The organism is Bacteroidales bacterium, from assembly GCA_023228145.1.
Lineage (GTDB): Bacteria > Bacteroidota > Bacteroidia > Bacteroidales > CAIWKO01 > CAIWKO01.
Genome location: JALOBU010000016.1, coordinates 6,605 through 22,117, shown reverse-complemented (window position 1 = coordinate 22,117; position 15,513 = coordinate 6,605). Strand labels below are relative to the sequence as shown.

The following is a 15,513-nucleotide window of genomic DNA, read 5'->3' as shown; positions in this document are numbered from 1 at the left end:
AATAATCGCTTGCCAATGTTTCACTTTTTGCGGAGTTCTTATTCCTTATTGTTGGTCAATCCTCTCCGAAATAGTCATTGTCAATCCGCTTGATAGTGAATGTGTGTATTGTTGTAACTGCTAAGTTAAAATCAATCATCAAGTCTGCGAGTTGCTCTCCATCAATTAAAACGATTTTGGTTTCATTTTTTGGTTGATACTCTCTTGCATCATTTGAAAATCTTGATGTTGTAATAAACACTCCCTTTTTAGCTCCTTGTCCGGCTAGGGCTCCCACAAATTTTTGTATTTCAGGTCGCCCCACAACATTCTCCCATCTCTTTGCCTGTATGTAAATGACATCAAGCCCAAGCCGGTCTTCTTTAATAATTCCATCTATTCCTTCGTCACCTGAACGCCCTATAGATTTTCCTGCTTCTTTAATTGTCCCGCCATAACCCATTTTTACAAGTAACTCAACAACTAAATTCTCAAAAAAAGACGGACTGCAAGATTTAATTTTTGAGAGAATTTCAAGTGCAAGATTTTTTCTTATTTGTAAATAATTACTTTCTATTATTTCTTCAGGTGTTGCGGTTAGTTCAAATTCAATTTCATTGTCTTGAAGACTAACAATATCATCATTTTTTGTTCTTCCTGCATTTTCAAGATATGCAGGATATTGTTTTAAAAATTTTAGATTAATTGTTGTCGGGTTGCCCGCAAGTGCTTGTTTCCCTTTTTCAGTTATTTTAAAATGCCCTCTTTTAGTGTTTTCTAAAAGACCTGCCATTTTCAGATGTGCTTTTGCCCAAAAAACTCTATTATAAAATGTTTTTTGGTTACCACTCGGTAAATATTGATTTATTTCTTCATCTGTAAGCTCAAATTGTTTAGCTAATGAGTCTAGCGTTTCAGTTGTTGAATGTTCTATCCCGTCAGAAATATGTTTCATAAACGGTAACATCAATGATTGAAAATCTGGTATCATGTATAATATTTTCTTTTGTTGTTAAGCTTGTGGTCAATTATAAATTAACATCAGAAGTTTACTATGATTACAGCCCTTTAATCTCCTTAACTTTCTTAATAAGTTCAGGTATGATTACGGCCGCATCACCAACTATGCCGTAGTTGGCAGCTTCAAAAATAGGTGCATCTTTATCTTTATTGACAGCTACAATAATTTTTGATGAGCTTATACCGCCCAAATGTTGTATGGCTCCTGAAATGCCAAAAGCTAAATATACATTTGGCGCAATAATTTTTCCCGTCTGACCAACATGTTCATGGTGCGGGCGCCAGCCTTCATCAGAAACCGGACGCGAACATGCGGTAGCTGCGCCTAAAAGCTCTGCCAATTCCTCGATGGGTTGCCAGTTTTCGGGGCCTTTCATGCCGCGCCCCCCTGAAACAACAATTTCGGCATCAGTAAGCAAAAACTTGCCCGCCTGTTTACTGGTTTCTTTAACTGTTGTGTTAAATTCTTCGTCGTGAAACTGAGGGGAAAAATTTTCAATGATTGTTTCTGTATGATTTTCAAAAACTCCATAAGAATTTTGTGAAAGAGTAATTATTTTAATTTCAGATTTTACCTCCACCGAGGCAAATGCTTTGCCATTATATATTTTTTTGCGGACTGTAAAAGGCTCGGCCGATGATGGCAGGGCATCGGCATTGCTTACCATACCGGCTTTGAGTTTTACAGAAACCCTTGGAGCCAGAGCTTTTCCAGTCATATTGTTGGCAAAAACAATAACACTTGCCTGTTCTTTTTCGGCTGCCTTCGCTATCACAAAAGCGTATGCCTGATTCTCAAGCTGGTTCAGGCGGCTGTCGGTTACAGTAATGATTTTAGATGCGCCGTATGTTCCTGCTTTTTTCAATTCATCGTCAGAAACATTACCTATGGAAAGCGCCACCACAGATGTTTTCATCATGTCTGCCACTCCATAAGCGTAAGAAACCAATTCATAGCTGAGTTTTTTAAACTTGCCGTCCCAATTTTGGATAAATACTAATACTGACATTTTTTCTTTTAGGTTTTAGGTCGTTTTGTAATTATATAACTTTTGCTTCGCTTCGCAACAGGTCTATTAAATCTCCTGCATTTTCAGCAGCTACCATTTTACATACTGTTTTGGATGCTGGTAGGTCATAGGAAATTTCTTCGGTTAAAAAATCAATTTGTGCTGCATGAATCACCTGCAAGGGTTTGGAGCGTGCTGTCATAATTCCTCTCATGGTAGGGATTTTGGGTTCTATAGCAATGCCTTTTTGAACAATGGCTACAAAAGGAAACTTCGCGTATATTTTTTCATACCCTCCATCAATCTCACGGTTCAGTGTAACATTTTCATTTTCTATGTCTAAAAAAGATACGGAAGATACTGAGGCAAATCCCAAAAATTCTGCCAGCATACCTCCTACCGAACATCCGTTATAATCGCTCGATTCAATACCGCACAAAATAATTTCATACGGATTATTTTTGATAACTTCGGCCAGTTGTCCGGCCACATAATAAGCGTCTTTAGCCTCTGTGTCCACCCTGATAGCATCATCAGCTCCCATGGCAAGAGCTTTACGGATAGTTGGTTCCGTATGGATGCCGCCCACATGAATCACTGTTATTTTTTCTATCACAGCCGGATATTTTTCTTTTAATTCAATAGCTCTTGACAAAGCCAACTCATCCCATGGATTAATAACCCACTGAACTCCTTCCATATCCATGTTTTTTTTATCCGCTGTCAGTCGGATTTTTGTTGTCGTATCCGGCACATTGCTCAAGCTAACCAAAATTTTCATTGCTTATTTAATTAATTACTAATAGTTGATTTATTTATGGTGTTCTCTGCAAATATAATCTTTTTGGCAAAGAAAAAAACGACAAATTTTCGTTACTTTGCAAAATCAATACTCGAAACTGATGAACCAAAAAATACAAATTTACAATACCTTAAGCAGAAAGAAAGAGCTTTTTGAACCTGTAAAACCGCCGTTTTGCGGAATATATGTCTGCGGCCCCACTGTTTACGGCGACCCCCATCTCGGGCATGCCCGCCCTGCCATCACTTTTGACCTGGTATTCCGTTACCTGCAACACATTGGATATAAAGTTCGTTATGTGCGAAACATCACCGATGTTGGCCACCTGGAGAACGATGCCGACGAAGGCGAGGATAAAATAGCCAAAAAAGCACGCCTCGAACAGCTTGAACCTATGGAAGTTGTGCAATACTATACCTATCGTTACCACGAAAGCATGCGCTTGCTTAATGTGTTGCCTCCATCCATCGAACCAAGGGCATCAGGTCATATCATTGAACAAATGGAAATGATTGAAAAAATCCTTGACACAGGTTATGCATATATTTCTAACGGCTCGGTATATTTCGACGTGAAAAAGTATAACGAAAAAAACCACTATGGCAAACTTTCCGGCAGGGTGCTTGAAGAACTTATTACGAATACGCGTAAACTTGACGGCCAGGATGAAAAAAACAACCCTTATGATTTTGCTTTATGGAAAAAAGCTTCGCCCGAACACATCATGCGATGGAAATCGCCCTGGAGCGAAGGATTTCCGGGATGGCACCTCGAATGTTCTACGATGAGCGCAAAATACCTTGGCGAACACTTCGACATTCACGGCGGAGGCATGGATTTGTTATTTCCTCACCATGAATCTGAAATTGCACAATCGGTTGCCGCTAACGGCACAGAACCCTGCAAATACTGGTTGCATAATAATATGATAACCATCAACGGGCAAAAAATGGGTAAGTCGCTTAACAATTTTATCACTCTTGAAGAATTTTTTAATGGCAGCCACTCCTTATTAACTCAAGCGTATAGCCCTATGAGTATCCGGTTTTTTATACTTCAGGCGCATTACCGAAGCACGCTTGATTTTTCAAACGAAGCCCTTCAGGCTTCTGAAAAAGGATTGAAACGCTTGTCCAATGCCTTAGTTACTCTATCAGGCCTGCAAACTTCTGAAAAAACTTCTGACGAACTGAGGGCTTTTATTAAAGCATTACCCGGGCAATGCTATGATGCTATGAATGATGATTTCAACAGCCCGATAGTCATTGCTAACCTGTTTGACGCCATAAAATGGATAAACCTCCTCAAAGAAGGTAAATCCACCATTGACAATGAAGCAAAAGCAAGCTTTGAAAAGGTTTTCAGAAGTTTCTTTTTTGACATTTTAGGACTTTCTGTTGAATCTTCACAAGACAACAGCCAACTTACAGAAGGGCTGATGAATATAATTCTGGCTGCTCGTCAGGACGCAAAAAGCCTCAAGGATTTTACAACATCCGATAAAATACGCCAGGAATTGCAGAATTTAAAAATCAGCATTAAAGACACTAAAGAAGGCGCCACTTGGAATCTTGAATGAAAAATTATTCAATTGTGATTTCAAATATCGTCCCTGTCAAATCCTTTTTCGGGAAAGGAATGAATTGTTGCAGGAATGGGCTGCCCCGCCACCAGTCTGTATTATGAAATTCCTGTGATATGACAAGAAGCATTTGATTGTTTGGGATAGAAGTAACACTATTATTCATATAGCCAACGACTCTCAATTTATTTTTTTCCGGACCGATGCGCCAAATAATCTCTGTAGGTTTCCATTCTATCTGGAAATAATAATATTCTCCTCCAAAAAGTTCATCATCAGGTGCCGGCGTGCGTTGATTTAAGGCGCGGTACCAGTAATCCCAGCGGTGCGACATAAAAGTTTGCCCGCTATAATTTATCGGATTGCATCCAACATCATATTTTTCTGGAGCAGGGCAAGCCATATCCCAATTCGTACAACACACCATAATATTTGCGGAATCATTCTTCAGAGAAGAAGGGAGAGGAACATTCCACCATGAGCTATTTGTTTTATCATTCTTAGGATATAAATAAGAGGGTGGAAACTGGTATGAAGGGCAATAAGGAACTGTTTTAAGTATCTCAAAATCAATTTCCGAATACCCTGTATATTGAGCACGTTCATCGTCTTTCCCTCCCCAGTATTTTGGCAGGTACCCTATTTTATCACAGGTTCTGCGATGATTCCATTTTTCATCTGCCTGCGTTATCAGCCAGATTGAGTTCGTGAGTCCATTCCACATACCGCTTTTGTTAAGCAACTCTGTCATTTTTATCTTTATAGTATATTTACCGTAAGTAAAACCATGACGGGTTATAACTCCGGCATTTTGTTTTCTCCATTTGCCATAAACAGTTCCTTCATTAATAATTTGAACGGTTTTGTTAACGTAGTCTGGGAAAAGGTTTTCGCAAGGGCAAGGGGTATTCATGGGTTTGGTTCTGATTAATTCCTCTTTTTTATAAAAAGCCCGGTTCCAATTGTAATCCCGTATAGTGTAGCCTTCGCCAATAACATCTGCAATGACAGGTATATTATCAAAAGCCGCGGAAGAATCCACATGGCTCAGAAACGGGCTTAATGGCGCGTTTTCATAAAGAAAGCTGCTGCTTCCGCATTTTCCTGATGATTTCTCCTGAAAATTTTTTCCAGCAAAATCAGCGGTGTTAAGATAAATCCCCAAACCAAGGTCGGGCTGCGCAATCACGTTCAGCCTTTCTGCCGGGCATACGACATAGGTGTTAGGTAAATCTTTGCCTTTCCCATATAGAAAATAATAATAGGGATTTTTATAATGCTTTTTTTGTGTTTTACTAATGTCAGAAACATAGGCTGGAATAATTTCTTTTTCAATTATTTCACTTGTTGTAACAACCAGCATAAAGCTATAATCACCTGTTCGCGGGTTTCGCTGCCACAATTGGTTTTTACCTTCCTTATAGTAGTGGATTTCGTTACGTGGATTTCCTGTGATTCTCAGCCTGAATTCTATAGCATGAAATTTATTATCGGCAGGAATTAATGGGGTTTCAATAAAACCGGGAAAATTATCCCAGCTACCATAAAAATTTTCCTGAGATAAAATATTATATTCATTGCTTCCTTCTTCACATTCATTAAACTTATAGGTTTCGTTCTGATAATAGATTTTGTAAAGGAATTTTTGTGTGTTACCGGATGTGTTTTTTATTTTAAAAACAAAATGGAAATAACCATCTGAAGTTTGACTGGCAGAAGGAATTATAAAGCCATTGATAGCATTTGTATAATCCAGATAAATTTTCTTTTTTGATGTGTTATCTTCTGCATAGGTGTTCCAATTAGTAAGTATTAGGAATTCTCCCACTTCAAAAGACTGCTTGTTTTCCTTCACTCCCAGCTGATTGCAACATGGTAAAAGCAACATGATACATAGTGCATAAAAAATATGTCTCAACCTAAAACTCATTGCCGGGTTTGTTTTTTTTGAAATTATAAAGGTCCATACCGTAATCCGTTGAGTTTTTTTTATTCATTCCATAAACTAGCATCAGCCCTGCCATATCTTTTGCAGCGAAATTGCCAGAAGCTATGGACAAAAATTCATAATACTTCGGGTTATTATCTTTATCATATCCTGTAAAATCAATATTTGCAACAACATACAAACCCTTTTTATCGCAAGCAATTATTTTAAAATCATGGCGACGGGAATCATTATATGAGATGAACTCTGAAAAACCGTCATTATCTATATCACAAATAAAAAATTTGTTTTGCGGATAAAGTGTATCCGATTGATTATCAAAATTGCCATGCAAAATTTTTGTAAGGTTTTTTTGTTTGCTGTTGATTTCATATAGTTGATAATAAGCCTTACCTGATGTTTTATCCTGATAAAAAAGCAAGAGGTTGGCCGGCTGTTTTTCCATATTGAAATTACCGCTTACGTATTGACAATAATATTTATTAGTATTGGCCTCGGGGACAAAATATGAAGTCTTATGAACCCACTTTTCGTTTTCGGTTGCGTAAAGATTTAAAGCACCACTGCCTTCCGCAATCAGGATTTGTATTTTATTATTATCGCTGGATTTTACAGGTATTATCTGATGTGGCTTAGCAATCATTTTTTTATTGATGGGTATTTCCATTTCATACAAATAGAATGATGTGTTTGCCGGTTTATATTTTAAAATACCCAGCCACTTTGAAGTTTCAGAAAAAAACAAAACTTCATTCGCTCTATCTCCGTCAATATCGGTAGTAACAGGGTTTACCACTATGTTCATTTCAGGTAAGTTATCCGTATTTATCTTTCTTATAAACTGCTTGCCGCCAGCCTGCTCAAACCATGAGATGATAACTGGAATACCTTTTCTGAAAACAACCAGCTGTTGATTGTATCCCGGGGCATTAAAAAACTTTCCACCAATAAGCAAATCATCTTTAAATACTTGAAGAAAATTATCGCTTGCTCCTTGTGGAGAGTTATGGGAAACAATTACAGAATTTTGCTTCTCAAAATAAACAAAAGGATACGGAGGCATGTTTCTTTGCTGAGTAAATATATAATTATCTGCTCGGTTGTCAAGGAGGGGTTCAGTCCCTGAAAATTCAACGGAACCCAATGTTATAACAGCATCGTCCAGATATATCTCTTGGCTGTTTTCACTCCAAAAATACATTTTAATAATGTCTTCAGGTTCAATCGCAAGCGCTTTAAAATCGGCCAGGCCGCACACATAAAACCATTCCCCTCCAATACCATGAGCCTCATCAATATCAGAACTGCACGAAAACCTGGGTTTATTATTTTTATCTACAATCTGAAATATCAATTTCCCTTTATCCGGCTGAGAATTTTTATTAAAAAACAGCCATGCTCCGTAACGTGCAGCAATATACTTTTCTCCATGAAACTCTGATAAAGGTTTCTGTATCACTATACTGTATTTACCATTTGATTTTGCAGATTTTTTTTCGGAAAAAGCTATAGAATCACTGACAAGCATATTATTTCCGACATTTTCAAAATCATATAAAACAGTATTATAATATGATACACTGTCTGAGGCAGGAATTCGGTAATCTACCCAGGGTGTTTTGGGAAAATATTTTTGGTATTTGTATTCATAAATTATATACAAAAAAAGCAAAGCAAACACAAGTATTAATCCAAACAGAAAAAAAATACGGTGTTTCCTGTACATCACTTAATCATTTTGGGCAAAGATACAAACGAATTGGTGCTGCTTTTATTCTTTTCGGAAAATTAATCTATTCACGTAATAAATATTATTAATACTTTTGTAACAAAAAAATGCCTGTCCTCTCTATAATTATTCCGGCTTATAACGAAGGAAAAACCATTCATCTTATTCTGGACAAAGTCAAAGCTGTTGTTCTTACCGAAAACATTGAAAAGGAAATAATCATTGTCAATGATTGTTCGAAGGACAATACTGAGGAAGCCATATTAAATTATTGCGAAAAAAATCCCGGATTAAACATACAATACTTTAAACATGAAAATAATGCCGGTAAAGGTGCTGCGCTAAGGACAGGCATAGAAAAAGCTACGGGAGATTATGTTATCATTCAGGATGCTGATCTGGAGTATGACCCCGAAGAATACAATATAATACTCCGGCCTGTTCTTTCAGGTTTTGCTGATGTGGTTTACGGCTCCCGGTTTATTGGAGGAAACCCTCACAGAATATTATTTTTCTGGCATTCAATCGGTAACCGTTTTCTTACATATTTTTCAAATATGTTCACCAACCTGAACCTTACCGATATGGAAACATGCTATAAACTTTTCAAAAGAGAGTTTATACAAAGTATTACTATCAGGGAAAACCGTTTCGGATTTGAACCTGAAATCACTGCAAAAATTTCAAGGCAGAAAAATATCCGTATTTATGAGGTTGGCATATCATACTATGGCCGCACCTATGCCGAAGGCAAAAAAATAAACTGGAAAGATGGCTTCAGGGCTATCTACTGCATATTGAAATACGGGCTTTTCAAGTGTAAATAGCGTATAGAATATTGAATATCAAATAATGAATGATTAAGTGCTTAACTTCTTAATTCAATATTCATCATTTTTTGTTTCCATGCAAGATAAATAAGGAAGACGAAATTTTAATATATTTGCTGAAAGCAAGAAAAAGTGTACTTCATCGATACCCACACACATTTATATGCCGAAGAATTTGCCGGAGATATAATAACTGTTGTACAGCGGGCAATAGAAAATGGTGTAAACAAATTAATGCTGCCTGATATTGACAGTACAACAAGAAATGAGATGCTGAACCTCAGTGATAAATTTCCCGATGTATGCCTGCCTATGCTTGGACTACACCCGACATCCGTCAAAGAAAACTTTAAGGCAGAACTTAATTTACTTAATGAAGAAATCGGTAAAAACAAATATTATGGTATTGGCGAAACCGGCATTGACCTATATTGGGATAAAACTTATTACCGTGAACAAATAGAATCATTTACATTCCAGATTGAAATGGCATTGAAATATAAATTACCTATTGTCATTCATTCGCGCAAATCCTTAAACGAGATATTATCAATACTTAAGCCTTACAAAAACAGTGGGCTTAGCGGAATTTTTCATTGTTTCCCCGGAAATTTACAGGAAGCAGAAAAAGTTATTGAGATGGGGTTTTTTCTTGGGATAGGCGGTGTGGTAACTTACAAAAAAGCTTCCATGGCTGAAGTGGTGAAACATTTTGGCCTCGAACATATAGTACTTGAAACAGATTCGCCTTACCTTAGCCCTGCCCCTTACCGTGGCAAAAGAAATGAAAGCTCGTTTATACGAATAATATCAGAATTTATAGCAGAACTTTTGAATACCACTATTGAAAAGGTTGCTGATACAACAACAGTGAACGCAAGAAAAATTTTTAGATTTTAAGAAAAGATTAGAGATGTTTTTTTGTAATGTCTATGCAAGTGTCCTCTTGATTTCAATCTGTTCGTAACCTTCGATGATATCCCCAACTTTGATGTCATTAAAATTTTCGATATTTAAACCACATTCCTGCCCGACATAAACTTCTTTTACTTCATCTTTGAAGCGTTTCAATGAGCCGAGTTTCCCGGAATAGCCGACAATCCCGCTACGTATTATCCTAACCAAAGTGTTGCGTGTTATCTTTCCGTCAAGGCACATACAACCGGCAACAGTTCCAACTTTAGAGATTTTAAACACTTCTTTTACTTCAAGGTTACAAACGATTTTTTCTTCAATTTCCGGTGAAAGCATACCTTCAATAGCAGACTTCAGTTCGTTGATGGCATTAAAAATGATGGAATACAGGCGTATGTCAATTTGTTCCTGCTCTGCAAGTTTTCGTGCAGCAACCGAAGGGCGAACCTGGAACCCAATGATAATGGCGTTAGATGCCGATGCAAGCAATACGTCTGATTCTGTGATCTGCCCAACTGACATGTGTATTACATTAACCTGTACTTCGGCGGAAGAAAGCTTCATTACTGAGTCGGAAAGGGCTTCAATGGAACCGTCAACATCACCCTTGATAATCACATTTAATTCCTTGAAATCACCGATAGCAATTCTGCGACCTATTTCGTCGAGGGTAATATGTTTATGAGTTCGGATATTTTGTTCTCTCTGCAGTTGAAAGCGTTTGTTAGCAAGGTCCTTTGCCTCCCTTTCATCCTGAAACACCTGGAAGGAGTCGCCCGCCTGTGGAGCTCCGTTAAGCCCCAGCAACAATATCGGCGATGCTGGACCGGCAGTACTTACAAGCTGGTTACGCTCATTGTACATGGCCTTAACCCTTCCAAAGCTATATCCTGCTAAAACCATATCCCCCTGTTTCAGAGTACCATTGAGAACGAGAAGTTTTGCGACATATCCACGCCCCTTTTCAAGAGACGACTCAAGTACAGTGCCATAAGGTATGTGGTCCGGATTGGCTTTCAAGTCAAGCATTTCAGCTTCCAGCAGAACTTTTTCGAGTAGTTTATCAATATTAATTCCTTTTTTTGCAGAAATCTCCTGGCACTGGTATTTTCCCCCCCATTCTTCCACAAGGAAATTCATATTTGCCAACGCTTCCCTGATTTTGTCGGGGTTAGCATTTGGTTTATCAATTTTATTGATAGCAAAAATTATTGGCACTTTTGCTGCCATAGCATGATTAATGGCTTCTACGGTCTGGGGCATCACGCTGTCATCAGCGGCTATTACGATGATTGCAATATCCGTAACTTTTGCACCGCGGGCACGCATGGCCGTGAAAGCCTCATGGCCTGGGGTATCAAGAAATGTTATCTTTTTGCCGTCTTCCAAAGTAACTTCGTACGCACCGATATGCTGTGTAATACCACCTGCCTCACCGGCTATGACATTGGAACTTCTTATATAATCAAGAAGTAATGTTTTCCCATGGTCAACATGTCCCATCACAGTAACAATAGAATGCCGTGGTGTCAGGTCTTCGGGCTTGTCTTCATCAATATGAACTGTTTCTTCTAATTCTTTTGAAATAAATTCTGTTTTATATCCAAACTCTTCCGCAACAATTGACAATACTTCTGCATCAAGGCGTTGATTGATAGAGACAAAGAGCCCTAAAGTCATGCATGTGGAAATGATATTGTTCACAGGGACATTCATCATCTGTGCAATTTCGTTCACAGTAACAAACTCGGTAACCTTCAGAATCTTTTTTTCTTCTTCCTGCAACATTTGCTTTTCTTCTATCTGCTGGTGTATCATCTCCCTTTTTTGCCTGCGGTACTTTGCTCCTTTTGATTTAGTTGTCGTGCTAAGTCGTGCCAGCGTTTCTCGTATTTGTTTTTGTATCTCTTCGTCAGAAACTTCAGGACGTTCTGTTGCTTTTCCACGTGGCTTTTTATGAGAAGATTTTCGATGAATATCCTCATGCTCATTAAATTGAGTAACCTGTTGTTTTGCTACATTGGCAGAATCTTTTATAATGCGTTTACGTTTTTTCTTTTTACCAAGAGCTTTTTCGTCAGATGAAGAGCCTGCAAATTGCCTTGGGGGTGGAGTTTCCTTAATTTTTATCTCAGGCAATATAATTCTGTCAACAACTTTAGGTCCGGTAAGTACCTTATATTCCGTTTTTATAAAGTTATCATCTTTGGGGGTTTCCGCTTTTATATTAACTTCAGGTTCAATAACTTCAGGTTCTACTTCTTTTTCATGCTTTTCAAATTCTCCAGCAGGCTCTTCCTGAGGTACTTCTTTTTTCTTTGCTTTTGTTTTTTTATCAGGGGTTCCAACAACATCTTCTGTTTCAACTTTCTTATCACTTTCCGGTGTTTCTTCAGTTTGGGACTTTTTTGTTTTTGTATTTTTGGTTTCTTCTTTAGTTTTTTTAGTAGATTTCTTTTCTGTTATTTTATCAATATCAATTTTGCCAATAATTTTCAGTTCATTTGTCGGAGCGGCTTCTATAGTTTTTTCTATTATGTCTTCTCTTTTAATTTTTCCTTTTTCTTTGGCAGCAGGTTCTTTGCTCTCCTGAACAGGCTCTTTTTTTTCAGTTTTTTCAGCAGTCTCTTTCTCTGTCTCTTTTGACTTTATTGTTGTTTTTGTTTCTTCAGGAAAAGTTACAGGGACATTTTTAATAAACAAGTCTTTATCCTGTGAAAAATCATTTTCTATTTCACGTTCTTTGGCCTTATCAAGCGTTACTGTTTCATGACGAGAAATACCAATATCCAGTTTTTTGGATGTTTCCTTCACCTGTTTCTGGGTCTGAAACTCCTTAAGTAACAACTCGTACATTTCTCCCGTAATTTTGCCATTAGGGTTGTTGTCAACTTTAAACCCTTTTTTCGCAAGGAAATCAACAACAGTACCCACCTTGATATTGAATTCAATGGCAATTTTACTCAAGCGGTACGTTTTATTGGATTCTTCCATATAATGAGGCTTTTATTTTCTTTTTTCCCTGAATTATTTCAACATTGGTTTGCTTATTCAAATTCTGATCTTAATATTTTGACAACTTCCCGTATTGTCTCTTCTTCAAGGTCAGTTCGCTGTACAAGTTCTTCGACACTTAGTTCCAACACACTCTTTGCGGTATCACAGCCGATGTTTTTTAGTTCATCAATAATCCATTCATCTATTTCATCTGTGAATTCCTGTAAGTCAACATCTTCAAAATCCGTATCTGCATCGCGGTACACATCAATTTCATAATCGGTGAGTTTGGATGCAAGTTTGATATTATATCCGCCTTTTCCAATCGCCAGAGAAACCTGGTCGGGTTTCAGAAAAACGTCGGCCTTTTTATTTTTTTCGTCGAGTTTAATGGAAGAAATTTTTGCAGGGCTCAGGGCGCGGCTGATGTATAAGGATGTGTTGGTAGTAAAATTTATCACATCAATATTTTCGTTTTTAAGTTCACGGACTATCCCATGGATGCGTGCACCCTTCATTCCCACACAAGCGCCAACAGGGTCAATACGGTCGTCATAAGATTCAACGGCTACCTTGGCACGTTCACCGGGAATGCGTACAATCTTTTTTATAGTTATCAGTCCGTCAAACACTTCCGGCACTTCGGCTTCAAAAAGCCTTTCAAGAAACACAGGTGATGTTCGTGATAATATAATATAAGGTGTGGCATTCTTCATTTCCACTTTGAGAACCACAGCTCTTATAGAATCGCCTTTACGATAAAAGTCCGAGGGAATTTGCTCTGATTTAGGAAGTATTAGTTCTATATCTTCATCGTCAAGCACAAGTATTTCTTTTTTCCAAACCTGATAAACTTCGCCGGTAACTATCTGGCCTACTTTTTCAATATATTCTTTGTAGATATTTTCTTTTTCATATTCCTGTATCTTTGATATCAGGTTTTGACGCATTGCCAAGATTTCACGTCTGCCAAAATCCAAAAGCTTTACTTCTTCCGAAACATCTTCTCCTATTTCGAAATCGGGTTCGATTTTTATTGCATCAGAATAAGCTATTTCCTTATTATCGTCAGTTACCTCATTATCATCAACAATTTTACGGTTACGCCATACTTCAAGGTCGCCCTTGTCAATATTCACAATAATATCGAAATTTTCATCCGAACCGTATTTTTTTATAAGCATATGCCTGAAAACATCCTCCAGGATACGCATCATGGTTTCGCGTTCAATATTTTTAAACTCTTTAAATTCCGAAAACGATTCTACTAAATTGATGCTTTCCATTGTACAGCATTTTTAATTGTTAATCAAATATTTATTATTTCTTTTCAAATTTTATTATCACCTGAGCTTTTTTAATCTCATTATACTTAAGTTTAAGTTCCAACTCCGGATTTTTGTTTTTCTTGTCTTCAGGTATAAGCAGGTGTACTTCTTTTTCGTCGGCTCCTAACAAAGCAGCGACAATTATTTTATTATCATGCAAAGTTATTTTAAGGTCATTACCAATGTTTTTTGTGTATTGCCTGGTAATTTTCAAAGGTCTGTCAAGGCCCGCGGAGGATACTTCAAGTTCAAAATCCTCAACATCTCGATTGAGTTCGGATTCAATATGCCTGCTAAGTGTAGCGCAATCATCAATACTGACATATTTATCGGAATCAATATAGACCGTAATACGATTTCCTCTTCCGATACTAACTTCTACTAAAAATAGTTCCGTATCCTGAAGTTTTTTATTAATAATTCTGCTGAGCTGTTTTTCTGTTATCATATTTATATTCAATAAAATAGGGGACTCACGTCCCCTCTTCCTCTTTACCGTTTTCTGTTGTCCTACCAGGAATCGAACCTGGACTCTTCTGAACCAAAATCAGACGTGTTGCCAATTACACCATAGGACAATTGCGGGTGCAAAGATACATAAAATTTCAATTTGCAAACATTTTTTTCAATTAGAGATAATTTTTCAACTTATTGCATTAAACGCTATAAATGTTATTCTTAATTCTTTTTAAAAAAGAATGTCTCTAACACATGATATTCTGGCCCTTTAGTCCGAAGGATGCTCTCGAACAAATAAAACCTGTCAACATATTGATTCAGTACAAAACTGTTGGATGTCGTTTGAATAATTTGTTGAAAATATCTTTTATCGCTGATATTTTTTATTCTTCCCAATGTTAGATGCAGCACCATGGCATCTCGCCCGGGGTCAAATCCCAAAGGCAATATAGACTCCTGTATGAGGTTGCTTAACTTTTCCAGGTTCGGGTTTAGAGTTGTTTCCATAAAAATTACTCTAGGTTTGTAATGGCTGCCGAATATCTTTAAGTTCATTAATCTGATATTAAATGAATCGGCAGATATTTTTTTAAATTCACTACAAATTTCATTTACTTTTTCTTCAGGTGTTTCTCCAAAGAATTTCAATGTCAAGTGAAGGTTTTTATTTCCCACCCATTTAATTTTTTCATGTTTCAAAGATTGTTTGAGGGCTTCAAAACTTTCAAGCAACTCCACTGAGGGTTCAATTTTTATGGCTGCAAATATTCTTTTCATTGAAGAAACACAAAAAATTTTGTAAAAATATAAAGAAATATTTTACTTTTGCAAGCTGTTGGGGCGTTAGCTCAGTTGGCTAGAGTGTCAGACTGGCAGTCTGAAGGTCATGGGTTCGACTCCCATACGCTCCACAC

General features: G+C 37.3%; 12 protein-coding genes and 2 tRNA genes. 4 read left to right on the top strand and 10 right to left on the bottom strand.

Annotated elements, in window-relative coordinates:
• Positions 1-55: 55 nt before the first annotated feature.
• The 3 genes from M0R16_09050 to M0R16_09040 form a co-directional block, all read right to left on the bottom strand.
• Positions 56-970, bottom strand: coding sequence for a restriction endonuclease (locus M0R16_09050; protein ID MCK9613027.1), 915 nt, complete (start codon positions 968-970; stop codon positions 56-58).
• Between the two features lie 67 nt (positions 971-1,037).
• On the bottom strand, positions 1,038-2,009 hold the full coding sequence (locus M0R16_09045) for an electron transfer flavoprotein subunit alpha/FixB family protein (GenBank protein MCK9613026.1): 972 nt from the start codon (positions 2,007-2,009) through the stop codon (positions 1,038-1,040).
• A gap of 31 nt (positions 2,010-2,040) precedes the next feature.
• Positions 2,041-2,790, bottom strand: coding sequence for an electron transfer flavoprotein subunit beta/FixA family protein (locus M0R16_09040; GenBank protein MCK9613025.1), 750 nt, complete (start codon positions 2,788-2,790; stop codon positions 2,041-2,043).
• A 121-nt stretch (positions 2,791-2,911) separates the two neighbouring features.
• Here M0R16_09040 and cysS point away from each other — a divergent pair, with 121 nt between their 5' ends.
• Positions 2,912-4,390 (top strand): cysteine--tRNA ligase, encoded by a 1,479-nt coding sequence (gene cysS, locus M0R16_09035; GenBank protein ID MCK9613024.1) that lies wholly within the window; start codon positions 2,912-2,914, stop codon positions 4,388-4,390.
• A 4-nt stretch (positions 4,391-4,394) separates the two neighbouring features.
• Here cysS and M0R16_09030 read toward each other — a convergent pair whose 3' ends face one another.
• A complete protein-coding gene (locus tag M0R16_09030) occupies positions 4,395-6,323 on the bottom strand; it encodes a hypothetical protein (protein ID MCK9613023.1) in 1,929 nt (642 codons plus the stop codon).
• Positions 6,313-8,067 carry a hypothetical protein gene (locus M0R16_09025; protein ID MCK9613022.1) on the bottom strand — a complete coding sequence of 585 codons (1,755 nt, stop codon included), beginning with the start codon at positions 8,065-8,067 and terminating at the stop codon, positions 6,313-6,315. Before M0R16_09025 ends, M0R16_09030 begins: the two co-directional genes overlap by 11 nt.
• Before the next feature lie 110 nt (positions 8,068-8,177).
• On the opposite strand from M0R16_09025, the gene M0R16_09020 reads away from it, so the two are divergent.
• Together M0R16_09020 and M0R16_09015 are read left to right on the top strand one after the other, a co-directional pair.
• Positions 8,178-8,897: a glycosyltransferase family 2 protein gene (locus M0R16_09020; protein MCK9613021.1), complete on the top strand. Its 720-nt coding sequence runs from the start codon at positions 8,178-8,180 to the stop codon at positions 8,895-8,897.
• A gap of 135 nt (positions 8,898-9,032) precedes the next feature.
• Complete coding sequence (locus M0R16_09015) at positions 9,033-9,800, top strand: TatD family hydrolase (protein MCK9613020.1); 768 nt, start codon at positions 9,033-9,035, stop codon at positions 9,798-9,800.
• Between the two features lie 30 nt (positions 9,801-9,830).
• On the opposite strand, the gene infB is transcribed toward M0R16_09015, so the two are convergent.
• The 5 genes from infB to thpR all read right to left on the bottom strand — a co-directional run bounded on the left by infB (position 9,831) and on the right by thpR (position 15,376).
• Complete coding sequence (gene infB / locus M0R16_09010; protein ID MCK9613019.1) at positions 9,831-12,809, bottom strand: translation initiation factor IF-2; 2,979 nt, start codon at positions 12,807-12,809, stop codon at positions 9,831-9,833.
• 53 nt (positions 12,810-12,862) lie between these two features.
• On the bottom strand, positions 12,863-14,098 hold the full coding sequence (nusA, locus tag M0R16_09005) for a transcription termination factor NusA (GenBank protein MCK9613018.1): 1,236 nt from the start codon (positions 14,096-14,098) through the stop codon (positions 12,863-12,865).
• A 34-nt stretch (positions 14,099-14,132) separates the two neighbouring features.
• Positions 14,133-14,588 carry a ribosome assembly cofactor RimP gene (gene rimP, locus M0R16_09000; protein MCK9613017.1) on the bottom strand — a complete coding sequence of 152 codons (456 nt, stop codon included), beginning with the start codon at positions 14,586-14,588 and terminating at the stop codon, positions 14,133-14,135.
• Positions 14,589-14,645: 57 nt separating this feature from the next.
• A tRNA-Gln gene (locus M0R16_08995) sits at positions 14,646-14,718 on the bottom strand.
• 100 nt (positions 14,719-14,818) lie between these two features.
• Positions 14,819-15,376 carry an RNA 2',3'-cyclic phosphodiesterase gene (thpR, locus tag M0R16_08990; protein ID MCK9613016.1) on the bottom strand — a complete coding sequence of 186 codons (558 nt, stop codon included), beginning with the start codon at positions 15,374-15,376 and terminating at the stop codon, positions 14,819-14,821.
• A gap of 60 nt (positions 15,377-15,436) precedes the next feature.
• On the opposite strand from thpR, the gene M0R16_08985 reads away from it, so the two are divergent.
• Positions 15,437-15,510, top strand: a tRNA-Ala gene (locus M0R16_08985).
• The last annotated feature ends 3 nt before the right edge of the window (positions 15,511-15,513 follow it).